Below are 26,564 nucleotides of genomic sequence, written 5' to 3' on the forward strand. Positions count from 1 at the left end.
ATTTGATTATATATCCGGTGAAGTGTTATTTGGGTTGGGTGTATTTGACGCTTACATAAAATCTAGTAGATATGTTCACATATACACAAAAACCATTAAATGTCAGCTACACACTCAATGGCTTAAACTATTGGTATTACTCAGTTTCATTTTCTTTCGAGCTTAGCCACTACCTCACAATGCGTTGTTGCTGTGATTCTGATGACCACATAATCTGGTATACCCTTGGCATCAGTGTGTTTACCTGCCTTTTCATATCATTCAACATTTATAAAATTCCTATAATTGTTTTGCGTTTAATCTAGTAGTATTCAAAAGTATTGAATATGCGCCAACAGAGTAGACGCAATACACTCTTTAATAAAATGTCTTTATTTAAAGTTTCACAGCCTTAATACAATTACATAATCTAATGTTAATTTTCTACTCAAAAATATAATATAAATAACTACGTAATGTATGAGATAATTTAACACATTCCTCCAGTATACCGTTCTTACCATTTTCTGCAAGATGAAAAGTTCCTATTAAATAATCATATCGTTCAAATTCCAACATATGTGCAGGCATACCACACGGAAGATATGTATTTATTTGTATTGCATTGCCTGCTCTTAAAAAGCCATGTCTTTCAATCAATTTACCTTTATTAAATTTATTCTTCTTATAATCATATTCGCACTCATATATCTTAATCCAGTTAAGTGGTACTTCGGATGATACAATTATCTTTTCGGAATTACCTGACCCTATATAATACTCATCAACAATTTTAAAATTATTTTCACAAGTATTATAATAAACCGCAATGCTTTCATATCTTAATTTTTTGCTCATTTTAATCCTAATAAATTTTCCTATAAAATAAATTATAAATGATATCAAAGTGACAAATGATGAAATATTTCCTATTGTTTGCACTATTACCCCCAAATTTTTTCAAAATACTTATTCTAAAACACAACAAAGATATTATCAATATTCAAGTTTCTTAAATGATGATATATTGTTTCTTCAAGATTTTAAAAAAATCCTTCATTGAACATTTTAAACATCTCTATTAATTATACCTATTAATGATTCTAATTATGTTAACTGTGGTTGCAACAGCACTATAACACAATTCAGAATCAATGGCTGTAGCGGTCCGATTATGTGTTAGTTCATTCGAAAAATCAATTGCTGATTTAGCAAATTTCAGTTCACGAGGATTCTTTCGGTGCTTTAAACAGGCATTAATGTATGCTTCGAGCATTCTTTTCGAATCCGCCTTACCAATATCTATTCCATCCACAGATGGATGTTTATCTTTGTTAAATACTAGTTGAGCTAATGTTATCAAAACCTCACGGCCATACATTCCGACAGATTGATAATCTTCAGTTAATGAAGCACTAACTAAAATTTCTTTCATTTTTATTATAGCATCATCAACCTTTTCCCATCCTATCGGCACATAAGAAACAATAGAATTATCTTGTACTTTAGATTTTACTAAAATATTAATTATTTCAGAATATAAATTGTTCCATAATTTCTTGATATGTTTCTTTTTCATCGTAGATTACACAATACTCATCAAAATCCAAGTAAAAAACCAAGTCATAATAATCAATTCCACCATTCCAATTATCATGGTCACGCCATTCCATTGCATATTCTGACTTCTTTATAATCTCTATTAATTTCGTATGCTTACTCAGTCTCAAGTTTTGAATAATCATTGAAACTATTTTATCCAATAATTCAATAGCCATTTTCACACCTCTATTACTAATTATATATCTTTTTTTATAAAATTTTAAATAGTTTTCTATCTGTATAAAGGATCTTAATTTATAAAAAGCTATATAAACAGCCATTGCTTGATAAACCAGGTATCATTGAATTTATCAACAACGTGACATGAATATAATCTCTCAAATGTTATTAAAATCAGTGCCAGTTGCATGGATTATATGGCATTGAGATTCTGACATACATTTAAATTCACCAGACATATAATATAAATACTTTTACTAATTCCAACTATCAATTATCATGTTTGATATACTTTTGAGAATAATAAATTATCCGGATCTTAGCAGGTTAACTTCAATTCCATAATCTATATCTTCGCCATAAAAACTTACATTTCAGCTAATAGGTAAGCCAATACCCATTCCATATTTAAAGCTACCTTTTACTACATAAATTAACATAATAGTATGTTCTCTGCACTCTATAAATAAATTAATGAGTACAATCATGCAAAATATCTTTATTCCTCCAATCTATTTACCTCTTAAATCAGGAATTCTCTCAAGCTCAACATTTAAGATAATATATGCTCTTGACCTTTAACCTTAATATTATTGATTTTAAATATATAAATCTTTTAATTCAGGAGAAAAAGTTTCAAGACTCAAAACATATATTTTATATTGTTCTTTCTCTATAATGATTTTTGATAAGATCAAAAATGAGCAAGATACTCTATAGAGTCACAAAGTAACGTGTTTTGTAATATTAATACGGATTATTTAATTTGCTCACCATACACTGTGCAATCAATAAATTCATCAAACTTTTTTGCATCAAGATATTCTGTATTATGTAAAACAAATAATATTGTATATCGTAAAAAATCGACTGCAATTTTTTCTATTTCGACTTCAGAATCATTTATTTTATGATACTTATCTTTTTCCTTTATTGTATCCCCATGAACAACCTTAGATCTATAATTATAAATTTTTTTCATAATTTCTCTGCAATTTTTTTGTGTGTAATGTTCGTTACGCTCATGCGCAAAAACAACAGAAATTCTATTTGAAATTGTATACGTAATTTCTGATTTGTTACCACCAGATAATAACGTTTCTAAACCAATTGTTGCATCTATTGCCATATCATCATCTTCATCCCTAAGCATACATCTGTTAAGCCGTCTTAACGCAAATGTTAACCCACCTTTTGCTTTGTCAGCTTTGCTCGAAAGAACAGTAGCATATAGTTTCTGAATTTCAAATACTTGCTCTGAACTAATCTTACTTACTGATAAATGCATCCACATTTTATCTATTTCTTTTGCATTAACAAAATGTGACTTAGCACCATATAACGATGTAAGATCTGCACAAAAATCATCAATCCAATTAAGTGGACGAGTTAAGATTTGTTCATATCCAATAGTGTATCCTGTCACGACTCGTATAATAGCCATAATCTCATCAATATTAACAAGAGGATATGCATGATAATTCCGAGTAGCCTTATTTATTGAAATAAATTCATCGTTATTAAAGTGATAATTATGTAAAACTATCATATGAGTAGCACATGAAGCCAACCAATCTTCATTATTTGTTTCATACAAACAAGCTTGTTGCCTTGACTTTTGTATATCATCAGGTATACGAGTGATTTTTACTTGTTCTGACAAATTAATATTATCATCTTCAAATGTTGCTAAACAAATTGGAATATAAATATCAATACTCAACCGAGGATTAATGTATCGTAATATCTTTTCTTTAACAAATGGTTTAAGCTTGTCACCTAAATCATCTGGAATATTTTGTGAGCATTAATGCTATATAAATATCTTTCTACTATCCCTGAAATTATATACTTTACTCTATATTCCAAGCTGTCTAATTTATCTTCTTCGATCATTAATTTTTTCAAATCAGAGCTTTTGTTAATATAATCCAGCAACTCTGAGTATCCCTCAATCAATGTAATATTAATACGGTCATTACTGTAACCATTAAATATTGCTCCGTACTGAATTCTATCTATATAGAAATCTTTCAATTCGTATCTTGGTATATCATAAATAAGATATGGTATTTTTTGATGAACCCATAAATACTCAGCATTATCCTTTGGGAATATTATATCCCTAGTTGGGTATTTAAGATATCCTGTTATCCTACTGTGAGACTCAAGATATTTATGTGCTTGAATTGCAGTTTCTCTATCAAGATTTAATGATAAGTTAAAAAGCGTTTTAGCTGTTTCTTCATTAATAGCTATAGCAATCCCTCCTTAATTTCGGATCATATAAAATAATAAATGTGAATTCTAATAGTTACACAAACTGCTTAATTGTTTTTTTGATCTTATTCTTGGCACCTTAAACGTATTTGTAATTCTTGTTGTATTTCATAAGGATTTAGTTTTCGCTTTCCGCCATCTGTCTTAATAAATATTTCGTTTTTTGAAGTTGAAAAAAGTATATCCGAATCAGAAGACTCAACTGATACTTCCACTACATATAAATCATTAACAATTTTATCGCAACAAGCAATTTTTTCAAAGGAAATGTGAATACCGTCAGTGCTAACATACGGCTTCATTTGGCATATTCTTTCGGATATCTTTCTATCAATTATGTCCTTATCTTTTTTGGAAAGTTTTACGCCTTTTACAATCCCATCATCCGCTATTCCCCATTTTATTACTCCTATACCTGATACCCTACTATTAAGAAATGCATTGATATATATTTCCGCATTATCAATAATTGAATTGCACGGATTATTTCCTTTTATTTCTTTAAATTCTACATTCATATTCTCTTCTTCACCTATTTCTTCATCCAATTTATATTTAATTATAGGTTTTTCATTTAACAACTGTCTTTTATTTTCTGCGTCAATATAAAGACGCTTTATATCGTCACTAAATATTCTTCTATAGTCAAAATTAGGTCTTTCATACTTGCTGTAATATTCATATTTCATATCTAAATAGATTTTAGTATAATCACTTTTTATGTCTACACTCGAATTTGTGGTTAATATAAACTGTATACTTTCCATTTTCCTAATTATACTCAAGAGTTGTTCCCTAATGTGCAAGTCTAACATAGCAAAAGGTTCATCCATCATAAAAACACTTTCTTGTGGAATATGGTACAACAAATTAAGGATCCAATAATACGCTTGCATGCCTCCTGACATAAAATTATAGGAGCTATTATATTTTATAGAAGTAGACATCGTAAATTCATCTTCTATACCTAATTCAGTTAGTAGCTTTAGAGCATTGCTAATCATATTGCTATCTAATTTATACTTATGACCTATAAATTCACCACTAAACAAATATACTTTATTGCGTTTAATAGACATTAAATTTTTCATTTCTTCAAAAGATTCAACAATTATTTCCGAACGATTATTTCTATAACACTTATTCAGTAAGATAGTCTTATTATCATCTACTATTTTCAGATTTATTTGTGCTTTATTATTTTCACTTTTATATTGCATTATCTCTTTATCTTGCAACATGGAATACAAAGCAGCTAGAATAGTGGTCTTCCCACAACCATTTTTACCTTGTATAATATTAACATTATTACAAAATAAAAGCTCTAAATTTCTAATATACCCTAATTCAGAAATTGTTGCACTTTTAATAAACATTATTCCTCCACATAACTCTAATTCAAATACCAACTACCATTTAAAATCCTTAACACAATTATACCCTAAAATTGTATACCCTTCCACCATAATTATTTAAATTAAGATAATTTTCGATGATTTTCTTAAAAAACTATCGCACAATGGAAGCAATCAAGTCCAGAACCCATAAATTCTACCGTATACCATAAGAGTCCATTTTGTAGAGGATTTTATATTTCAACACTCTATAATAACCCTTTCTTCTGAGAACCATCATCTAAAAACATCAAAATAAAAGTATCAAAAACTTGAATTTTTTCAACTCCATTTCTCACTACGCCTTCATCATAAATTCCATTCTTACAAACAGCTTCACCTAATATATCCTTAATACAACTTTCATCTAATGTGGGCGAATTAAGGCAAGCCTCTCTTCCTTTTTCAATCCTTGTTGCACATCTCCACACTACTTTACCTCTTTCTGTCCTTCTTCGATAAGGCATACCACAATCTCCACACACAAGTAAATTTCCAAGAATATATTTGCTATTATATTTACTACCACTTGTTTCTAATGTACCCTCCTCATTACTCACAAACCTCGCACGTTTTGCCATTTCCTCCTGAACTTTATCAAATACTTCAGCAGAAACAATGGCTGGATGACTATCTTTTATATAATATCTGTTTCGCTGCCCTGTATTTTTAATTTTCTTTCCTGTCATAAGATCCTCTGTAATAGTCTTTTGCAGCATTGTATCGCCTTTGTATTTTTCGTTTTTCAGCATTTTATAGATTGTTTTTGTATCCCAAGTTTCTTTTCCCATTGCAGTTTTAACACCTTGAGATTCCAAGTATGACTTTATTTGCCCTAATGAAAGACCTTGCAAATATAAATCAAATATTTTTCTGACAACCTCTGCCTGATCCGGAACAATGGTAAGATTATCACCCACACTCGTATATCCCATGAAACTTTTATACTTTGTAAAGATATTTCCTTTTTCAAATTTGCGTTGTAATCCCCACCGAATATCCTCACTTTTATTTCTGCTTTCATCCTGTGCCAACATACCTCTTAATGTAATTTCATATTCATTGTTTATATTGATTGAATCTAAGTTTTCATTTTCAAAATGCATATTAATCCCTCTCTCCCTTAAGTTTCTTATTATCTTTAAAACTTCTAAAGTGTCTCTTGATATTCTGCTGATTGACTTTGTAATAATATAATCGATTTTACCTTTTTCAGCTTTCTTAAGCATTTTATCCAAGTCAGTTCTTCCTTTTCGACGCAGTCCGCTTTCGACATCATAAAATACACCGGCAAATCTCCAATCTTTATTATTTTTTATCATTCTCGTGTAAGCTTCTATCTGGGTATCCAGACTATGTAACTGAACTGGTCCAAATGTGCTGACACGACAATAAGCAGCAACTCTCATCTTTTTATTCTTTTTAGGCGCAGGGGGTATAATCCATATTTTTTTCATTTATATTCCTTCTTTTATCTATATGAAATATTATGGTACATTAATATTTTATCAAAAAAAGAAAGAACGCGAAAGCCATATCATTCTTTCGCGTTAAAATATATTTTTATTTAAGGTGCTTCAATCCCACTATTCATCAGGCATCCAGCCGTCGCAGCAGGATTACGGTCTCCACATGCACCGTCCATGGGAATTGGTCTACGGGTTGAGTTTTTTTCAACTTATATCCGCTGTTTTCTAAAAGTTTTATATCTCTTGCTAAGGTTGAAGGGTTGCAGGATACATATACTACTTTTTTTGGTGACATGTTAATGATGGTGTCTATTACTTCTTTTTCGCAGCCCTTCCTTGGAGGATCGACTATAACAATGTCTGCCTTTATATTTTGTTTGTATAGCTTCGGAACAATTATTTCTGCTTTGCCGGCGAAAAATTCAATATTATTGATATTATTTTTTTTAGCATTTTCTCTTGCATTTATAATTGATTGCTCTACTATTTCCACTCCATATACTTTTTTTGCCTTTTTTGCAGCCATTAAGGAAATTGTGCCTATGCCGCAATATATATCAAAGCAAATATCATCTTTGCCTATGTCTGCATATTGAATAGCTTTTTGATACAGCTTTTCTGTCTGGACAGGGTTTATTTGAAAAAACGTTTCAGGTGATATGGTAAAAATCAAATCATCAATCGTATCTGTGATTGTACCTTCACCATATATAGTAATATTTTTTCTTCCAAGAATTAAATTTGTATACTTATCATTAATATTTTGAACAACAGTTTTAATACTTGGTACGAGGGATGTTATTTCTGCAACTAAATCATCCTTATTTTGAAATTTTTCGGCAGTTGTAACTATTATAAGCATTAATTCATTTCTTCTGTTGTTCCTTATTACAATATTTCTTACAACTCCCTGTCTTGTATTCTTGTCATAAGCTTTGATATCGTATTTTATCATCAGATTTTTAAAAGCTTTTACAACATCATCCGCTTCCTTGCTTTGAAGCATACAGCTGCTAATATCAACAGTATTGTATGTACCTTGTTCGTATGGTCCGATTAGTATTTCGTTATTTTTTTCCGTAACGGAAAATGCTGTTTTGTTTCTGTATCTATACGGGTCTTTCATACCAATAGTATCTTCTACAACTGATTCTTCAAATTTTACATCGGCTCTATTTAACTCATTTATTACCCTGTTCTTTTTATACTTTAATTGTTTGTTATAATCCATATGCATTAGCTGACAGCCGCCGCATTGCTCATAATGTTCGCATGGTGACTTTATTCTGAATTCAGAAGGTTTAACAATATTTATTATCTGCCCGACCGCATAATTTTTCTTTGTCTCTGTTATTTCTATCTCAACTACATCTCCTGTAATTGCTACGCTGACAAATACAACAAAATTATCTATTTTAGCGACTCCCTGCCCTGTGTGATTTAAATCTATAATTTCAACTTCAGTTATCGATCCTCTTATAAGCATAATTACTCCCATTCATTTGTTATTTTAATTATACCCTTAATTTTATCCTTGTCAAATTAAACCGAATTATCATTTTTATCATTTAAGATTGACCGGTTTTACCCATTTTACTCGGCACGAATGATCATATTGCCCGCAAGCGCATAAATCCAGAAGCTGTCGTCCATACAAATAAAAGGCTCAGATAATTATTAGAGCCTTTTATAGCAGCAAAGTTTTTAAATTTTGTATTAACAGCATCTGCAGTTATTATCTGCAACTATTGCGGAAAGTCTTGCGTTGGTAATAGTAACTGAAGCATCAGCTGTAGCGGTAGTTGCTACTACTGAATATGTGCAGCATTCATCGGGGCAAATGTCACAATCACAAACAAAGAAAGAGAATGTTGAAGTGCCAGAAAATCCAGGTGCTATAGGTGGATCTATTATAGTTGTATATGGAACTGAAAAAACCAACTGTGGTCCTACTGGTATTGAGTTACGCTGATTGTCGCAAAGTCTAAATACCTGGAAGTTTACAACTGTGCTGTCAATAGTGGTAGGGCTTGAATAAGATATAGTGTTTGTGAATTCAAGCCTTACACAGGGATTGCACAGGCAGGAAGTGTTTAAAGCAAGAGTACCAAGCGTAAAAGCAGTACCTTCTAAAGTTCCTGGAACTATTGGTATTGAACCACCCGGCGTTCCGCACTTTAAAATAGTCTTGTCTTCTTTATGACTAAGTTTATTACAGCAACAATCATCATCTTGTTCCGGATTGTCTGTAATAATTGCAGATAACCTTGCTGCAAAAACGCCAACATTACCAATAACGGGAGCCGCTCCGCCAACTGAAACAACAACACTATAGGTACAACGTTCATTTAAACATGAGTCACAATCACATACAAAAAATGTAAACATATTAGCAAAGATAATAGGTATGGATTGTGCAAAAGAAAATTGCGAACCAATAGGAATTGGTTGTTGATCATTACAGGACTTATATATTTGAAAGTTTAAAGTTCCTTGAAAAAGTGTTCCAATTATATTAGATGTAAATTCGAGTATTATACATGGGTTGCAAAATTCAGAAGTATCTATGGTGATAGTAGCTGCAGGTACAGAAGTTCCTATACTCGCATCATTAAATAATAATGCTTGACCAACCTCTCCGCATTTTAGTATTTGTCCGCATGTGTCACAGCTCTTATTACTATTTTCATGATCATCCTTAAAATTAACTCTTGATGATAAATTCATATTATCTACTCCTTACATTGAGAGTTTTAAAAATTCAACTTAACATTACTATATACTTATAAAGAATATGTTAATGTAGTAAGTTATTTATTCATTTGTCTAATATAGAATATGAGACAAATGAATAAATGTGATTATTTCTTATACTCATTTACTTGGCAAATACCGATTCTTTCTTTTTATTTTAGAGTGCCGGTGTCGAACTCACCGGTAATGACCTCACCATCGGATGTCATCACCCGTGGCGGCATCAATTTCTCATAGACCTCGTAGTCCGCCTTTCGCTTCATGATGATGCTGTGATCCAGCCTGTCAATATGTATTTTACTTTATTGTCAACAAAATTTTTGTCCGTAAATAATACATATTCAGAGATTTTATTTCCGGATGATTCAAGCAATGTTCAATTAAATAAAACTTCCTGAGCTGCCTCAGTACATAACACTTATGAACGTAAGTCCTTTTTCTTATATATTTCATGTGCAGCTATATAGCAAATAAGAATGGTCAATATCCCAACTATCCATTCTTCCATTCTTATCCCTTCCGTCATTAATTTTTGTGTTTTAATCCAATCCATAGGCGATAAATAGAATAGAAAACTTAAATCGTCTACTATTACACCCATAATTCCTAAAATAAATGTACCAAATACAATTGCTATTACAATTCCGGAAGAGCCTTTACTGCTTTTTATTAAAGTGGATAGAAAAACTCCCAATGCCATAAAAACGAATCCGACATACAGGATGGCAGAATAAAAGACAGCAGCTTCCTTCATGCTTTCGGCAAAATTATAATCGCTGTAGGATAGATAACCAATAACAGCTACAATATAAAGAAATATAAGTATACAAATAAAAGAAAAGATATTTGCAAGTGTTTTCTGCAACAATATTGAACTGCGTGAAACCGGCTTGCTATATAAGAATTCAATGGTTCCGTCTGTTTCTTCTTTAACAAGAGAATTTACTGCCAATTGTGTAACGAGCACCATTATAGCCAAAGTCATATATTGAAGCACATAACCAAAGAAATTTGTTATAACGGTGAAATCTGTGAGTTCTGCTAACCCCAGTGCTTCCAATAATGCAGGATCTATTCCCTCCATTTTTGCTCCTGCAAGCTCCTTCATAGACTCGGATTGCATAGAAGGAAAAAATGCAAGAAGCATATATGTAATACCTCCTAAAGCAATCGCCCACCTCAGGGTACTTTTCCATGTGTTTTTTAACTCTAATCGGAAAACGTTCATTGCTCTTCCTCCTTTCCGTAAAGATTCATAAACTGATCTTCCAGACTTTCATTTTCAATGGTAAAATCGTCAAACTCGGCATCTTGTAATAATTTAAGCAGCATAGAACTATTTCCCTTATAGCGAAAAACACGTTTAGCTTCATTTCGTTCCAACAGCTGTATGTCATAGTGAGCGATGTCCTTGCCGCCCCAAGTGGTTAGTATTTTCTGAGGCTTGCGTATTTCTTTTAAGTCTGTTAATGCCAGGATTTTTCCTTGTTTGATAAAAGCAACTCTATGGCAATATTCCTGTACTTCTCCAAGATTGTGGCTCGATAATAGGATGGAAACTCCATTTGCAGACTGATTTTTCAGTTCTGTGAATAATTGCTTCTGCATAATGGGATCAAGTCCGTTAGTTGGCTCATCTAATATCAGTACTTTCGGTCTTACTGTTAGTGCACAAACAACTGCTACTTTTTTCTTATTTCCCATAGATAATTCGTAGAATTTCTTTGTCCTGTCCAATTCAAAAACTTCGCACAGCCGCTCTGTTTCCTCCTCACGGGAACTGCTGTAAAATCCATTGCTCACTCGAATTAAATCCCTTACTGACATATCCCCGTAAAATCTGACATCACTGGGAATATATCCCGTGAATTTCTTAATCGCTTCACTTTCCTTTACTACATCCTTACCGCATATTGTTGCGGAGCCGCCGCTGGGAAATATAAAATTCAGCAGCATTCTTATGGTTGTTGATTTACCGGCTCCATTTGGTCCGACGAATCCGAATATTTCACCTTCCTTCACAGAAAATGATACATTTTCAACACCGAGATGTTTCCCATAGTATTTTCTCAATTTGTTTATTTGAATAGCATCCATTAACAAGCCGCCTTCCGTTATGGTTTTATTTCTTTTCCAAGAATTCAATTTAAACATCATTTAGTTATTTTATCTGTGTTAAAATCATAATATCCACTATTATCATAGCTTACCTTTTCATTCTAAAAATATTCGCTTTTCTTTGTGGTAGCTCATCTGTAAAAGAGTCACCTAATTCTTTTATACTCATTTTCTCATGCGCTTACTCACCTCAGAATAAAAAAATATGGGGCAGTTCATAGATTAAATTATGAACTGCCCCATATATATTAACACCAGTCTGCTAAGCGGCTTGTTCAAATTGGCTGTTATATAGTTCGGCATAAAATCCATTATTTCGGAGCAACTCGTCATGAGTGCCGCTTTCAATTATATCTCCGTCTTTCATAACCAGAATCAGATCGGAATTTTTGATTGTAGAAAGTCGATGGGCAATAACAAAAGAAGTTCGTCCGTCCGTCAGTTTATCCATTGCACGTTGAACAATTCGTTCGGTACGGGTATCCACAGAACTGGTTGCCTCATCAAGTATCAAAAGCGGTGCATTCTGTATCATTGCACGGGCAATGGTAATTAACTGCTTTTGTCCTTCGGAGAGACTTGCTTTGGAACTCAGAACGGTATTGTATCCCTCCGGCATGGTTTTTATGAAATGATGTAGTCCCACCGTCTTACAAGCAGCAACAACCTGCTCTTGTGAAACCCCCTGCTTACCATATACGATGTTATCACGGATGGTTCCTTCAAAGAGCCAGGTATCCTGTAAAACCATGCCAAACTGTTCATGCACATTTTCTCTCGGAACTTGACTGATAGGAATATTATCCAGACGAATTTCACCGCCATCCAACTCATAAAAGCGCATCAGCAGATTCACCATGGTCGTCTTTCCTGCACCGGTAGGGCCGACAATAGCAACCTTCTGTCCTGCCCTTACATTAGCTGAGAAGTCATGAATGATCGTCTTATCCGGAGTGTAACCGAATTTCACATGCTTAAATTCAACATCGCCTTTTACATTATAAAGCTGCTTTTGTTTCTGATCTTCATTGATCAGTTCCTTTTCCTCAAGAAACTCAAACACACGCTCTCCCGCTGCGGCTGTTCTCTGCAGATTATTAAATGCCTGAGCTATCTGGGAAAGTGGTTGTGTAAAGAAACGGACATACATCATAAATGCAACAATAACTCCGAAGGAAATAGTTCCATTCATTGCGAGAGCTGCTCCTGCCACACAGACTGCCACATAACCGAGATTTCCGACCATGCCCATAAGAGGCATCATAAGTCCTGATAAAAACTGAGATTTCCAAGCGCTGCCATAGAGCTTGCTGTTAATCTCTTCAAAGGTTTTCTTTGCATCCTTACTGCCGTTATAAACCTTTACCACATTATGTCCGGTATAGATTTCCTCTATATGCCCGTTGATCCTGCCGAGTTCTCTCTGCTGCACTACAAAATGCTTCTGTGATTTACCCATAATAAGCATCATCAGAGCGAATCCGATTACACTGGAACCAACCGCGGTCAGCGCCAAAATCCAGTTGTTGTAAAACATCATGATCAACGAGCCGAGCAACATGGTTATGGAGGTTACCAGGGTTCCAATGCTTTGATTCAGGGTCTGTCCGATTGTATCCACGTCATTGGTCACACGGCTTAAGACATCCCCGTGGGTGGTGCGGTCAAAATATTTAAGCGGCAGGCGGTTGATCTTCCGGGAAATATCCGAACGCATCCTCTTCGAGATTCTCTGTGTTACCGTCGCCATCATAAGACTCTGTGACAGATTCAGCAGCATGGAGCCGGCATAAAAGAACACCAGCAACCATGCGATATCTGCCACGGTCTCCATATCAATGCTGTTCATTACCGGTACACCGCCTAACAGCGCCGGAAGACCCTTGCTGATTTCATTGGTCATGTCCTTGAGTTTATCCGGTCCGACAATCTGCAGAACCGTCCCTGCCGCAGCTGCAACCAGTGCAATGATAATAACAGGCAAATAGCTTTTGCAGTACCGGATCAGCTTGCCCATGGTTTCTTTAAGGTTTTTGGGTTTTTCTACCGGTCCGGACATCCCGTGGCCGCCTCTCATAGGTCCTTGATTATTTCTTCTTACACTATTTTCACTCATATTGCAAGTTCCTCCTCACTCAATTGTGACATTGCAATTTCCAGATATACATCGCAGTTATTCAGCAGATATTCATGGGTTCCTTTGCCGACAATCCTTCCTTCATCCAACACAATAATCTGATCCGCATCCATAATTGTTCCGATACGCTGGGCCACGATTAGGCTGGTCACACCGGAAGTTTCCTTCTTTAACACGGATCGCAGCACCCGGTCGGTCTTATAGTCCAGCGCCGAAAAGCTGTCATCGAAGATGTATATCTCCGGTTTACGGCAGACTGCACGGGCAATCGCCAGACGTTGCTTTTGTCCGCCGGATACATTGGTACCGCCCTGAGCGATCTCTGCCTCATACTTCCCGTCCATTTTCTCAATGAATTCTGTTCCCTGCGCAATACGGACTGCCTTCTGAATATCTGATGCAGAAGCTGCTTCACGGCCATTATCACCATAGCCAACATTTGAGCTGACCGACCCTCTGAACATCACTGCCTTTTGCGGAACATAACCGATTTTATTATAAAGAGCTTCCTGGGTGTAGTTCTTCACATTGACACCATCAATCAGAACCTCACCTTCGGTAGCATCAAAGAATCTGGGTACCAGATTTATCAATGTACTCTTCCCGCTTCCGGTGGAACCGATAAATGCCACTGTTTCTCCCTTCTTTGCAGAAAAGCTTACATCCTGAAGCACATAATCGGAAGCACCCGGATACCGAAAGCTGACATGGTTAAATACTACTTCTCCTTCTATTCCGTCCTTACCGCTTGTTATGTTACCATCGCTAATGACCGGCTCGGTTTCCAGAACTTCATTGATACGCTTTGCGGATACCATTGCCCTTGGCATCATAATGAATATCATCACCACCATCATGAACGCCATAATAACCTGCATTGTATATGATGAAAAGACCACCATGTTTGAGAATATGTCCAGCTTATCCATATCATTGGCGCTGTCGATCAGATATGCTCCAATCCAATAAATTGCCAGACCCAGCCCACTCATCATCATACTCATCATCGGATGAAATACTGCCATCCCCCGGCTTGTATACAGCTGGGTGGCTGTCAAATCCTCATTGGCTGCTTCGAACTTATCATTTTGATAGTTCTCTGCATTATATGCACGAACCACACGCAGACCTGTCAGATTTTCCATTGTTATGCGGTTCATATTATCTGTCAGCACCTGCATTTTTTTGAATTTAGGCATAATAAAAGCAAAAATTACCGAGATTACGGCAATAAGTATGAATAAAGCAACTCCGGTTGCTACTGTCCATTCAAAGCCCTTTCCGGCAATCTTTGTGACTGCCCACACCGCCAGGATCGGAGCTTTGATAAACATCTGCAACCCCATAGTTATCAAGAGCTGAACCTGTGTAATATCATTGGTGGAACGGGTGATCAGGCTGGCAGTGGAAAAACGGCTGATCTCTTCCATCGAAAAAGAATCGACCTTATTAAACAATTGGCTGCGAAGCCTTTGCGAGAATGATGCACCGATCCGTGCCGCGAAAAAACCTACAGTCATAGCCGCTGCAAAACTTCCTAACGCACAGAGAAGCATATATCCGCCGGCCTTCCATATCTCCGACATCTCGCTTCCGGGTGTCTGGGTCAGCTGTGTAATCTTTGACATATAGTCCGGAAGCTTCAGATCAAGCCAAACCTGCGCGATGATGAACAAAAGGCTGATTCCTGCTTGTAACCATTCCATCAAATTCAAACGTTTTAATATTTTTAACATTGAACATTCTCCATTCTAATAATAGCATTAATATCTAATAGTGTTAGCTTTATGGAAATAAATGGCGGTCACTTAAACCGCGACCGCTGATTAATCGGTTTTTCTATATTGTGCTGTTACTTTTTCAGCAAGCTTTTTACTGAGCCTGACATATTCCCTGGCATCTTCTTCTCCCAGCATTGATAGCAGTTTTATCGTATTTTCCATCATATTGCGATGATGCTGCTCTGCATGCGCTTTTCCCTCCGAAGTCAAATCCACTAAGATTCTGCGTCGATCGTCTGTGTCAATTCGCCGTGTTATCCATCCTTTTCTCTCCAGACTGTTTAAAGCGGCCGCAATCCGGGCTGTACTGATTCCCATGATATTGCTGATTTCACTTGGTAATACGGAATCTCCATGATGTGACAGGAATTGTATAACAAACGCTTCTCCCCGCATGGATTCCTCGATAGGCTTTTGCGGTCCTGCTCTTCTTATCGTATGCATGCATTCCATAAACTGCCTGGCTAATGCCTCATAATCCATTTCAACACCTCCTTAACACATATTAACTAACCATATTAGTAATATAATACTGTTAGCTATATATGTCAATAGGAATTTTTGAGAATATAGGGAGGATTTTTCAGAACCATTCCGTTGCGCTAAGTAGCACCGCTCCTCTTTCGAAAAAGTTTTGTCCGGCAGGGTAAGATGCAATATATCTTCAATAACCAATATTTTAGGTCAAATGGCATATCCATGGAATTATCGAGCTGCTTCATGCACTATTAAACCTACCCAACATAAAAATACATCATAACATAATGGCATAAAGAGCCTGCCAGCACAAATATGTGAAACAGCTCATGGAATCCAAAATATGACTTATTTATATTCGGTCTTCTCAGTCCGTAAATCACTCCGCCTATTGTATAAAATATTCCGCCTGAAATCAGCCAGTACATTCCCCCGGCCGGCATTTTACTTGTTAGAGGGGATAAAACCAATATGGCTATCCAGCCCATTGATATGTACAGCAAGGAGCTGACCCAGTTCGGAGCTGTAATCCAACAGAGCTTAATTACAACACCGACCAATGTTATTGACCAAACCAGTGCCAGCAGCCTGTAACCAATGCTGTTGTTCAGAACAAGCAGACAAATAGGCGTATAGCTTCCGGCCACAAAGACGAATATCATGATGTGGTCAAGCTTTCTCATTACCAGCTTGGCTTTTTGCTTCGACTTGTCTATGAAATGATAAATTGTACTTGTGGAGTACAATAAAACCATGCTGATGCCAAATATCAGAAAAGCTGCCAGGGTTACGACATTATTGGAATTTTTTGAATTATTTAAAAGCAAAGCCGTTCCAACAACTCCAAATACGGCACCTCCTAAGTGCGTAAACGCGCTTGTTAATTCTTTTTTATCAGTATTCATATCAATACCTCCTATGTAGTTTTTAAAACTATATTATGTAGTTATGATATTCTCTTCTTGAAAAAAAGTCAATGCTTACTTGAAAAAAATTTTTTAATACCATATAATATTAATAAATACGAATATGAGGAGTGCAATATGCAAGTCGAGGAATTATTAGATTTCTTAAATACTAACGAATTCATAAATCAAATTGAAAGTACAAAAATTCCTAATATTAATTTATATATGGATCAGGCTCTTTCATTCATGAATGAAAATCTGGAGCATTATAAACGCAACTCAAAAGATAAAATACTGACTAAATCAATGATAAATAATTATGTTAAAAACGAGCTTATTCCGAAGCCGGAAAACAAAAAATATTATCCTCAGCATATTATTTCTTTGATTTACATATTTTATTTAAAACAAATATTATCACTCGAAGATGTCAAGATTATAATGAACCAATATGAGAAAAATCATTTTAATTGCGAAAGTATCAATGATTTATATAAAATTTTCTTATCGTCTGAGCAAAAGGAAGTATTAAAGCTGGAAAAGGATCTTGAAGAACTGGCAAAAAATATATATGAAGACTGCCGGAATTTTGATGATGATGAAATTATTTTTCTTTTTATTATGCTGCTCTCATCACGTGCCAACACTTATAAAGTAATTATTGAAAATCTTACAGACTATTTATCAGGCAGCAAAAAATCATAATACAAACTATAGCCTAAAGACGGCAGGTTTCCACTCTATTAAAGATGATGTATAGCAAGATGCTACACACCATTATTTATAACCATTAAAATCGTATCCGCTGCCTTTTTGCACCTCCGGCAATTTTAAAACTTGTAGATATTTTATTCGCATTTTCTTTATAAGTATCATCATTTAATACTGCTTGATCGTACTTTTTATATGACTATGTTTATTTCCTTTAAGCATAAGTCCGCTTTATTTGTTACCCCAAGTTTCTCAGCAAACTGAACTTGCGTCATTTCATTTTTTTCCTACAGGAAGCTATAAACTTTCCTATTTTTTCTTGGTTCATATTATTTTCCTCCTTATCTTGATAAAATTATATTCTTTTCACATGCAGAAGTACACCCACCAGAGGTAGAATTGAAGTAGAACTCAAGATTATAAGGTCTTTTTGTTGGAGATTACTTTACTTATATTTCTACTTTCTCTGTTTGCATATCATAAGTTGGTTGAATACTTCGCCTCTTTTTCAATATTTTATTTTCATTTATATAAAACAAAATCACCAAGATTTTTTATCTCAGTGCATTTATATTCTATGTTGGTGATAAGAGAGGTTTTCACATTTTTATTAAGGTAAATTGAAATTTGTGAGCTTCTTGGTATGCTTATAATATTACAGAGGAAATCTCAAATTTGTATATTTTGCTCCAAATCCACTTTTCTTGAAAAAATATAGTATTTTTATATGCAATTATGATTTTTAAAGTTTTGATATGTAAATGGCAATAATATTACGCTTATTACAATAGCAAAAACAAGGATAAGTTCATAAGGTTGTAGGATTAATCCAAATAAATCTACAGAAAATATACCCGTAATATTATCAAGGTAAAACATATTTACAGGAATAAGATTGGATAAATGATATATCCACAGTACGTCTTCAGATATGTTCACAAACATAGGGAAAATCGTAATTACTGTCATTATTACAATAACTATAAATGGAGATTTTAATTTTGCTGATAACATCATTGTTAATGAAGTTGATAATATATTTCCAAATAAAATTATAACAAAGTACATCATTGCAACCTGTCTCATTGTAAATGGTCGTATTGATAGTGGTAAAAGAAATTGAATTGGTGAATTGCCACTTTCACATCCGTAAAATGTCATCACCATTATATAAGATACTACTGCAAGCACTATGCTTAATAGAATAGAAAAAGATATGCCTGTAAATAATTTTGTATATATAATTTTATTTTTACCGTATTTAGATGACAAAATAAGGCTATCCATTCTATCAGTATATTCGCCTGCAAATAATGGAGCGATGCAAACAGAACAGATAAAACATATTAAAATAGCTGTTATATACATTTGTGAAAAAAATCTTGTATATCCGCCTGAATATGAATAGATAAATGGTGTTTTAACTTCTCTACTCATATTTACAGAATTTGCTTTTTCTGTGGAACTCATTGTTGTGTCTTCTATGTTTTTTTCAACCATACTTTGACGTGTTGTGTAGAAATCATTAAGATTTTCTTTGGTAAGTGATGACATTTCCTCCAAATCATTTATATTATATGCTTTTCTAATCATATAGTAAATTTCGCTATATGGTCGGGCATACTGCTGATATTCATCAGTATCTGTATATTTCCCATCAGTAGGTATAATGTGAGAATATGCTTCTATTGTTTCTGAAAGTATATCACTGTTTATTTCTCTACCCGACAACCCTCTTATATATTCCCTATCTTTCTTCATAGCATCATAATTGCTTTCTAATACCTCCCCCTTTATGTAGTAATTTCCCATTAATGGTCCAACACAGCTAAATGCAGTAAGAAAAACAGTTAGCAGCAATGTAATGATAGTACTACGTTTTCGTAAAATTTTTCTGTATTCAAACTTAACTAATTCATAATAACTATTCATTCTTGTATACCCCCTCATTAAAATAATACAAGTATAAATCTTCCAATACGGCTGATACAGCAATCGCAGTTTCACATGGGGACTTTTCTGCTACTAGACGTAAAAAGGTTTTGTCTGATTCTTCTCGTATGTTTATAATTTGATAATTAGCAATTAGGTTATCTGCAGTTTTACTGTCTACTGAACATTCGAAAACTTTTCCTTCTATTGCACTAATGATTTCATCAAGGCCACCCTCATGTATAATTTCTCCATCTTTCATCATCAAAATTGTAGAAGCGATATATTCAACATCTGAAACAATATGAGTAGATAGTAACACAATTTTGTCTTTACCCAATCTGGAAATTAAATTTCGAAAACGTACACGCTCTTTAGGGTCAAGACCTGCTGTTGGCTCATCTAAAATCAAGATTTTGGGGTTATTTAGCATTGCTTGAGCAATACCTAAACGTTGCTTCATTCCTCCTGAAAATGTTTTAATTTTCTTTTTTGCCACATCAGAAAGTGCCACCAACTCTAATAGGTCATTTGCTTTTTCCTTTGCTCGTTGCTTTGTAAGACCCTTTAAGCTTGCCATGTAGAGTAAAAAATCATAGGCAGAAAATTGAGGATAATACCCAAAATCCTGTGGTAAATAACCTAACGAATCTCTGTATTCTTCTTCACTTGAATCGATACCATTGAATTTAACTTCTCCACTTGTGGGTTTTAAAACTCCACATATCATTCGCATAAAAGTTGTCTTTCCTGAACCATTTGCTCCTAATAGTCCATAAATGCCTTCTTTTAGTGTCAATGAAATACGATCGACGGCAATCTTATTTTTATATTGCTTTGTTAAACGGTCAATGATGAGCTCCATTGCAATTCCTCCATTTTCTTAATTAGTTTCGCAACCTCTCTAACACTCAATACAACTAAAACAATAAATGACATAACCCAGAATAACCAATATCTTTCTGTATAAATTTCATTTATTTGTATTGAAAGTAGAGTATTTAATATGCTGACAAAAGCTGTAACACAACCACAAATATACGTTGTTTCCTTGTTTTTAAAACGATTTATAGCAAATAGTGAGCCATAGCAATTGAGTAAAAATGGTGTTATTAAATATAGTCCTAATCTAAAAAATCCGAAGTCGGTTTTGCTCATGAATAAAAGCAAAATACTAATTAGAACGATAAAATTTGCTACTCCCAATATTCCTAATCGAACAAAACTAACCTCTAAGAAGTTGTGTTTACAGCTCATTTCAAGTTCCTCCATATTATATGTGGTGCCTCTAACAATTTCACTTATGCTTGCAAGAGAAACAAAAGGCAAAACAGAGGATACAACCCAGACAAAAGAGGTAGAAACTTTGTAAAAATATAGCCCCAGAAGTGTACCTGTGAATAATAATACAGACAAAAACCAAATACGTTTCCTTATATATCCTAATTGCGATTTGATAAAATCAATTCGACTTGCTGTAGGATAATCTAATTGGTTCAAAAATAGATTTTTTCTTGTAGGTGTTGGAGCATCAAAAGCTGCTTTCAATTCTTTTTTTAAATTATTTCTCACGAAAAATCCTCCTCTCTCAAAATGGTTTTTAGTATACCAAATGTCTTATTCAACTTACGGTAAACTGAAAACCGTGAAATCCCCATAATATTTGCTATTTCACTAATGCCAAGCTCGTTTGCAAATCGAAGCAAAAGTAATTCTTGTAAATCATTTGGTAACGAGGATACTGCCTGTTTTATAGCAAAATTTGTTTCAAATACAGAAACGTTATCATTACCTAATACTTCTTCGTAAAGATTTTCTTCTTTATCACTTTTTCTATAAAAATCAATATATAGATTTTTAGCTATGGTATATAGATAAGCAAGAGGTTTGCCCCTATTTATATATGAAGTTTGACTAAAATATTTCAGGAAAGTTTCTTGCGTCAAATCTTCTGCTATCTCTTTATTGTTTACTTTGAAATAACAATATCGGTATACTTTATCATATTGATCTTGTAAGCTTACGGACATAAGAAACCTCCTTTCACTATGTATAACGTATCACGATGGATAAATGTGCGGTTCATCTTAAAAAACCTAAGCACAAGAAAATTCTTATGATTAGGTTTTTCATAACTTTTTTGGACTCGTTCTCACTGAACAAAAAATCCCGGTTCGCAAACTCCTGCTTCCAAATTTAAAACCCCGTGAAAAGCTTATTTACAGATTTTTTCCACACTCACTTTTCAACCCTTGATATCAATACTACGCACTCCACATGCCTTGAGTGTGTGATTCTGATGACGTTCGAGCCTGGCACTCCCCTGGCGTCAGAGTTTATTTTCAATAATTTTTACTCCTAACTCTTACTTTTTATAAAATAACACCTTTAAGAATATCATCCAATTCCTGACGAGTGTCCAACGTTCTCAAGCAGCTTACAGAAGTTGTGGAGATATAATAAATGCTATTTTCGCGGTGCAATAGTTTCTGGAGCTGTTTCTCCAAAATCTCTGATGAAACGCGAAGCGGATGTAGACCGCCAGCTATAAGGGTTTGCAAGTATATTTATACCCAAGGCTTCACTCCCTGGAAGCCCTACAAATGAACTAATTATCAGCGTGCCGGGATAACCATCAACACTACTCTTGCATCGAGTAATTGCAACATAGAATAATCGCCGCTGTTCTTCCAATTGCTTTTCAAGGCTTACCTCACTTTCCTTATTTAAGCGAGGAATTAATTCATCTATTGCGCTCATTATAACAACATATTTTGCGCTTAATCCTTTTGAAGCATGCAGGCTCATTATGCGAACATGGTCGCGTTCTGATGTGTCTTCTGGAAAAGAAACTCGTTCAACGATATATGAATGGATTTTCTGAAGCCAAAGTTCTAAGCCAGATTCCTGTTCTTCTTCAGATTCTGCAACAGCTTCCGTGAGTATACTTCTAAAATCGCTGTTTTCCGGAATGTCCTCTGCGAAAATGTCAATCAGGACCTCACCATCATCTTTAACAACAACCATTATATTTTTAATTTGATCCATAATTTCTGAATATTTCTTCAATAAAAAAGAAATATTGGCAACCTTTATACTACCTTCAGCGCATTTGTCCAAAACTTCAAAGACAGATAAGTCATTCTTATTAGCATAGTCAAGTAATTTCATATAACTTTTTGTACGGTAATTTTGACTGCCATGCCCTAATAAAAAACGAAGAGAAACCATGTCATTTGGTTTAGCCATTAAAGTCAATAAAGCAAAATTGTACTTTAAATCGTCAGTGCTTATAGCCGACTCCCTAAAATATGATTTAGCATTAATACCTCTTTGTACGAGTGAGTCACGGATTCTATAACCAATTTTTCTTACTGGCGCAAGAATTAATATATCTTCCGGACTAATCTTACCTTTTTCAATATCTGAACACACTTTATTGCTTATTCCTTGAATCTCGTCATCAAGGGATTTCCACTGGGCAATTTTTACTTCGCCGTTTTGATTTTTCTCAAAAGCCTGCAAATCGCTTAATGTGCGATTGGCGTTCTGGGTTATAAGGCGTGAAGCCATAGTCACTACTTGTTTTGGACAACGCCGGCACTGGTCAAAGTCGATAGCGTCACATCCTGGATGTGTTTGAGGGAATTCGCGTATTCCCTCTGGATGAGCATGCTTGAAAGAATATATTGATTGATCATCGTCTCCGATGATAGCTAAATTACAATTTGTTGATAATAGATCAATCACAGCTTGTTCAGCTTTATTAAGGTCTTGATATTCATCAACAAGAATATGTTCAAACTCTCGCCTTTCAGAACATTTTGGATTATTTCTAAGGTAATGAAATGTTTCGATTATCATTTCTCCAAAAAGCATTGCTTCATGGTTTTTAAGCCATGAGAGTACTTCTCGTTCAAATTGTTTGTCAATCTCGTCTAATGGAAATCCAGGCTCTTCCGATTGAAGCCTTGCCCAAGCTGCTTCAAACGCCTTAAGCCTTTTCTGCTTATCGCTTAATTTACCAAAGACATTCCTTATGTCATATAACATGGGTTTCTGTTCAAACTCTAACATGGGTCTTGGAAAGCGCCCGGTATTTTTAATAATATCTTTCTTATTTAGTAGGCCAAAACAAAAACTATGTAAAGTCTTAGCAATTACCTTTTCAGAGCCTTCCACTCCAATAGATTGTATTTCATTTTTTAAATCTTGCGCTGCTGTTCTTGTGAATGTGACCGCAAGGATTTTTTTAGGGTTTTGTCCCTGTTCTAATAAGCGGGCAACTCGACGTTGTAATCCAAAAGATTTTCCTGTTCCTGGCCCGGCAACAACACGAATTACCCTTGAGTTATCTGCAGCAAATTTATACGCTGCCGAATTTTTGTCTAATCCCGTATTCCATGACATAATGATTCCCCCATATTTGATATTATTTAAGATATAAAAATTCCATTTTCTCTTTATTCACCTAAATTTTTATTTTATACTACATAACGAAAGTATGTCCTGCATATACGTGTGGGGTAAATATTTTACCCTATATACAAACTCATTCTCCCTATCATTGGGAATACTGTTGGTATAACAAATTATCCACATTTTTTTTGATTCTATCCATTATATCATAACAACTTGATATCATTTCAAAAAAACATCTCCAATAATTATCATATCCACCCCAGTTATCAGTTTGATATGAAAAATTTAAACAACTACAATAATTATCAATCTCTTGGCAAATCTCAAATCCTAAATCTAAGGAATATTCCATCAACGTATTTTGCAAGGCTACTCTTTTTTCCAAATAGATGTAAATTTCCTCTAAGTTTTCTTTATATAACCCCCAATGTTGAATTAGCTCATTCTCCAAAAAAATATCATAAAATCGGTTTTCAAAATTATGCTTCCAATACTCATATGCGTATCGCAATATATTATGTAAATTATCAAATGCTTCTTTTATTTTTCTACATGCAATATTTTTCCTATTTTCAAATACCACTTCTGCTTTCAACGAGTTATCTACCTGGTTAATAATGCAGAACTGTTCATACTCTGCCATACTTTTCCACATATTCAGCAATTCCACCGGATATTGTTTTTCGTCATTATCTATCATTGTTGCACATGAATTACATAGCCAAATCCCATTATCTATACTCTTTCTTTGTTCAGACGTTAAGTTTGGATTGTATCTTGGACCACCCTCAGCAGCTGCAGTTATATGTGCAGCCTCTCCTATTGATACTCTTTTTTGTGAATCGCTGTGAGGACCTTTTGTTTCTCTTCTGCAGCTTGGATTAGAACACTTTCCTCCCACCCTTTCACACAATCTATCTATAGTTTTTTGCGAAAATTCATCTCTTTTACTCATCCAAAACACTCCTCATTTTCCCCGAACATAAACTCCATGGCACTCAAAGCATTCAAAATCTGTATGCATTCATATCTTTCGATCTCTCTTGCCATCCTACCATGCATCAGCCAATTTCTGTTTAAATAGAGGGGTTCAACATTCTTTTTAAACGGGTATGGTTCATCATAAAATATCCGATTCAAATATTCAATTAATGATGGATACATTTCTAAAAAATATATTTTCTTAGATATTAAACTTCGTCTTTCAGTGAGTTCTTTAAAATCTTCCGCCTTTTGATTACAAATCCCTCATTCGAATATTTTTCTCTATTAGGCATATATTTATCAGGAAAATCTACCAATTGATTTACTCTAAAATCAAGCAACGCAAACAAATATATAGCAGTAGTCATATAATCTTCCTTTACAAATGCTTTTATCCCTTTATTAAAATATCGTTGAGACACACCTGTAACATACTTCTCTTTCAACTCTTCTGTGACTACATCAAGAATTGCTATACCATTTCCGTCAAAAAATCCAGCTATTCTTGCTTCTCCTTCACATAGCGATTGCTCCCATTTCTTAATATCTGCGAGATTTGAGTGTTGGGTAATGACCCAACCATTTCTTCCAAACTTTTCACTCCATTCAATCTCGTCTCTATATTTTTCTTCATATTCAGACTCAGTTAACCCTTCATTTTCTCTGACCTCTTGCTCATAATTTTTGAGTATTTCTGCCATCTTAAGAAGACCAGGCATATTATTGATTGAGTTTTTCCACTTACTTATTTTATCATTGAGTTCTTGAAGTTTTGCTAATGCTTCCGGAGATATTGCAGTATATGTTTTTATAATACTTTTATATAGTTCTTCCTGCTTCTTCACTATTTCAAGTGCTTTCTTAAATTCTTTTGAATTTTCAAAATCATTGTTCATCCTCTCAGATCCTCTTACATTGCTCTTTATGATGTAAAATAATTTTTGCCAAAAGTGTCCTTGCGCCAAAATGTATGCCACTACTTCCAAAACACATATCCTCTGGGGTAAATAGGTTCTCAAACTCGCTCTGTAACGACAGAAACGCACATCCATTTTTCTTCTAAAATGCCGAAATCCTTTAATTTATTGGGCTTTTCGCGCCAGAAGGCAGATCATCTCCACATACCTTGAATGTGCAATAATGAAGACCATCACATCTGATATCCCCTTGGTGTCAGGATATATCTCAATATGATTAGTAAATGGAAATTAGTATCTATAAATCTTTCAATGCCTTCTTCTTTCAGCAATACTGCATAATCTTTCTTCGTTTCATATAACATATTTTCCTTCATAGAAATTGTAACTTCTAACTTCAATTTGATAAGCAAAAAATCAATAATACCTTGCCATTATATTATTTTCATTACTTTTATCACTACTTGATAAACCGCCAAAGTATACATTCTGCTCATAACGAAATTACTCCACTCTTAC

Annotated in this window: 24 protein-coding genes; 1 reads left to right on the plus strand and 23 read right to left on the minus strand. The window is 34.3% G+C overall.

All coding sequences use genetic code 11. From position 1 onward, the window contains the following. Nucleotides 1-423 precede the first annotated feature (423 nt). The 15 genes from RT412_RS11500 to RT412_RS11570 all read right to left on the minus strand — a co-directional run bounded on the left by RT412_RS11500 (nucleotide 424) and on the right by RT412_RS11570 (nucleotide 17,076). Nucleotides 424-921, minus strand: coding sequence for a hypothetical protein (locus RT412_RS11500; RefSeq protein WP_313413277.1), 498 nt, complete (start codon nucleotides 919-921; stop codon nucleotides 424-426). A gap of 139 nt (nucleotides 922-1,060) precedes the next feature. Beyond that, nucleotides 1,061-1,558: a hypothetical protein gene (locus RT412_RS11505; RefSeq protein ID WP_313346933.1), complete on the minus strand. Its 498-nt coding sequence runs from the start codon at nucleotides 1,556-1,558 to the stop codon at nucleotides 1,061-1,063. Further along, nucleotides 1,512-1,757 carry a hypothetical protein gene (locus RT412_RS11510; RefSeq protein WP_313346936.1) on the minus strand — a complete coding sequence of 82 codons (246 nt, stop codon included), beginning with the start codon at nucleotides 1,755-1,757 and terminating at the stop codon, nucleotides 1,512-1,514. Before RT412_RS11510 ends, RT412_RS11505 begins: the two co-directional genes overlap by 47 nt. Before the next feature lie 761 nt (nucleotides 1,758-2,518). After that, nucleotides 2,519-3,424 (minus strand): HEPN domain-containing protein, encoded by a 906-nt coding sequence (locus RT412_RS11515; protein ID WP_313413279.1) that lies wholly within the window; start codon nucleotides 3,422-3,424, stop codon nucleotides 2,519-2,521. A 116-nt stretch (nucleotides 3,425-3,540) separates the two neighbouring features. Further along, the gene (locus RT412_RS11520; protein ID WP_313346941.1) at nucleotides 3,541-3,798 is read right to left on the minus strand and encodes a hypothetical protein; all 258 of its coding nucleotides are present in this window, start codon (nucleotides 3,796-3,798) and stop codon (nucleotides 3,541-3,543) included. A gap of 308 nt (nucleotides 3,799-4,106) precedes the next feature. Continuing rightward, nucleotides 4,107-5,417, minus strand: coding sequence for an RNA-binding domain-containing protein (locus tag RT412_RS11525; RefSeq protein ID WP_313346943.1), 1,311 nt, complete (start codon nucleotides 5,415-5,417; stop codon nucleotides 4,107-4,109). Nucleotides 5,418-5,644: 227 nt separating this feature from the next. Next, a complete protein-coding gene (locus tag RT412_RS11530) occupies nucleotides 5,645-6,892 on the minus strand; it encodes a recombinase family protein (protein WP_313346945.1) in 1,248 nt (415 codons plus the stop codon). Between the two features lie 136 nt (nucleotides 6,893-7,028). Next, a complete protein-coding gene (gene rlmD / locus RT412_RS11535; RefSeq protein ID WP_313346947.1) occupies nucleotides 7,029-8,390 on the minus strand; it encodes a 23S rRNA (uracil(1939)-C(5))-methyltransferase RlmD in 1,362 nt (453 codons plus the stop codon). A gap of 230 nt (nucleotides 8,391-8,620) precedes the next feature. Then, nucleotides 8,621-9,631, minus strand: coding sequence for a DUF4489 domain-containing protein (locus tag RT412_RS11540; RefSeq protein ID WP_313346949.1), 1,011 nt, complete (start codon nucleotides 9,629-9,631; stop codon nucleotides 8,621-8,623). Nucleotides 9,632-10,076: 445 nt separating this feature from the next. Then, nucleotides 10,077-10,886 carry an ABC transporter permease subunit gene (locus RT412_RS11545; RefSeq protein WP_313346952.1) on the minus strand — a complete coding sequence of 270 codons (810 nt, stop codon included), beginning with the start codon at nucleotides 10,884-10,886 and terminating at the stop codon, nucleotides 10,077-10,079. Next, on the minus strand, nucleotides 10,883-11,755 hold the full coding sequence (locus RT412_RS11550) for an ABC transporter ATP-binding protein (RefSeq protein WP_313346955.1): 873 nt from the start codon (nucleotides 11,753-11,755) through the stop codon (nucleotides 10,883-10,885). Before RT412_RS11550 ends, RT412_RS11545 begins: the two co-directional genes overlap by 4 nt. A gap of 283 nt (nucleotides 11,756-12,038) precedes the next feature. Next, nucleotides 12,039-13,892, minus strand: coding sequence for an ABC transporter ATP-binding protein (locus tag RT412_RS11555; RefSeq protein ID WP_398439361.1), 1,854 nt, complete (start codon nucleotides 13,890-13,892; stop codon nucleotides 12,039-12,041). Beyond that, a complete protein-coding gene (locus RT412_RS11560; protein ID WP_313346958.1) occupies nucleotides 13,889-15,649 on the minus strand; it encodes an ABC transporter ATP-binding protein in 1,761 nt (586 codons plus the stop codon). The genes RT412_RS11555 and RT412_RS11560 overlap by 4 nt, the downstream gene beginning before the upstream one ends. A 90-nt stretch (nucleotides 15,650-15,739) precedes the next feature. Continuing rightward, nucleotides 15,740-16,177 (minus strand): MarR family winged helix-turn-helix transcriptional regulator, encoded by a 438-nt coding sequence (locus RT412_RS11565; protein WP_313413281.1) that lies wholly within the window; start codon nucleotides 16,175-16,177, stop codon nucleotides 15,740-15,742. A 251-nt stretch (nucleotides 16,178-16,428) separates the two neighbouring features. Further along, nucleotides 16,429-17,076: a hemolysin III family protein gene (locus RT412_RS11570; protein WP_313346964.1), complete on the minus strand. Its 648-nt coding sequence runs from the start codon at nucleotides 17,074-17,076 to the stop codon at nucleotides 16,429-16,431. A 138-nt stretch (nucleotides 17,077-17,214) separates the two neighbouring features. Here RT412_RS11570 and RT412_RS11575 point away from each other — a divergent pair, with 138 nt between their 5' ends. Then, nucleotides 17,215-17,784 carry a DUF1836 domain-containing protein gene (locus tag RT412_RS11575; RefSeq protein ID WP_313346967.1) on the plus strand — a complete coding sequence of 190 codons (570 nt, stop codon included), beginning with the start codon at nucleotides 17,215-17,217 and terminating at the stop codon, nucleotides 17,782-17,784. Nucleotides 17,785-18,513: 729 nt separating this feature from the next. Here the strand turns inward: RT412_RS11575 and RT412_RS11580 are convergent. The 8 genes from RT412_RS11580 to RT412_RS11615 form a co-directional block, all read right to left on the minus strand. Then, entirely contained in the window at nucleotides 18,514-19,722 is a 1,209-nt protein-coding gene (locus RT412_RS11580; protein WP_313346970.1) for an ABC transporter permease subunit, read from the minus strand. Then, a complete protein-coding gene (locus RT412_RS11585) occupies nucleotides 19,715-20,587 on the minus strand; it encodes an ABC transporter ATP-binding protein (RefSeq protein WP_313346972.1) in 873 nt (290 codons plus the stop codon). The genes RT412_RS11580 and RT412_RS11585 overlap by 8 nt, the downstream gene beginning before the upstream one ends. Then, entirely contained in the window at nucleotides 20,563-21,294 is a 732-nt protein-coding gene (locus RT412_RS11590; protein WP_313346974.1) for a hypothetical protein, read from the minus strand. Before RT412_RS11590 ends, RT412_RS11585 begins: the two co-directional genes overlap by 25 nt. Then, nucleotides 21,291-21,752: an RNA polymerase sigma factor gene (locus RT412_RS11595; protein WP_313370876.1), complete on the minus strand. Its 462-nt coding sequence runs from the start codon at nucleotides 21,750-21,752 to the stop codon at nucleotides 21,291-21,293. The genes RT412_RS11590 and RT412_RS11595 overlap by 4 nt, the downstream gene beginning before the upstream one ends. A 436-nt stretch (nucleotides 21,753-22,188) precedes the next feature. Further along, nucleotides 22,189-24,132, minus strand: coding sequence for an ATP-dependent helicase (locus RT412_RS11600; RefSeq protein ID WP_313344539.1), 1,944 nt, complete (start codon nucleotides 24,130-24,132; stop codon nucleotides 22,189-22,191). 154 nt (nucleotides 24,133-24,286) lie between these two features. Then, nucleotides 24,287-25,099 (minus strand): hypothetical protein, encoded by an 813-nt coding sequence (locus RT412_RS11605; protein WP_313344536.1) that lies wholly within the window; start codon nucleotides 25,097-25,099, stop codon nucleotides 24,287-24,289. Between the two features lie 235 nt (nucleotides 25,100-25,334). After that, complete coding sequence (locus RT412_RS11610; RefSeq protein WP_313344530.1) at nucleotides 25,335-26,114, minus strand: hypothetical protein; 780 nt, start codon at nucleotides 26,112-26,114, stop codon at nucleotides 25,335-25,337. 164 nt (nucleotides 26,115-26,278) lie between these two features. After that, complete coding sequence (locus RT412_RS11615; RefSeq protein ID WP_313413283.1) at nucleotides 26,279-26,410, minus strand: hypothetical protein; 132 nt, start codon at nucleotides 26,408-26,410, stop codon at nucleotides 26,279-26,281. Between the last annotated feature and the right edge of the window lie 154 nt (nucleotides 26,411-26,564).

It is taken from the genome of Sedimentibacter sp. (assembly GCF_032080165.1).
Lineage (GTDB): Bacteria > Bacillota > Clostridia > Tissierellales > Sedimentibacteraceae > Sedimentibacter.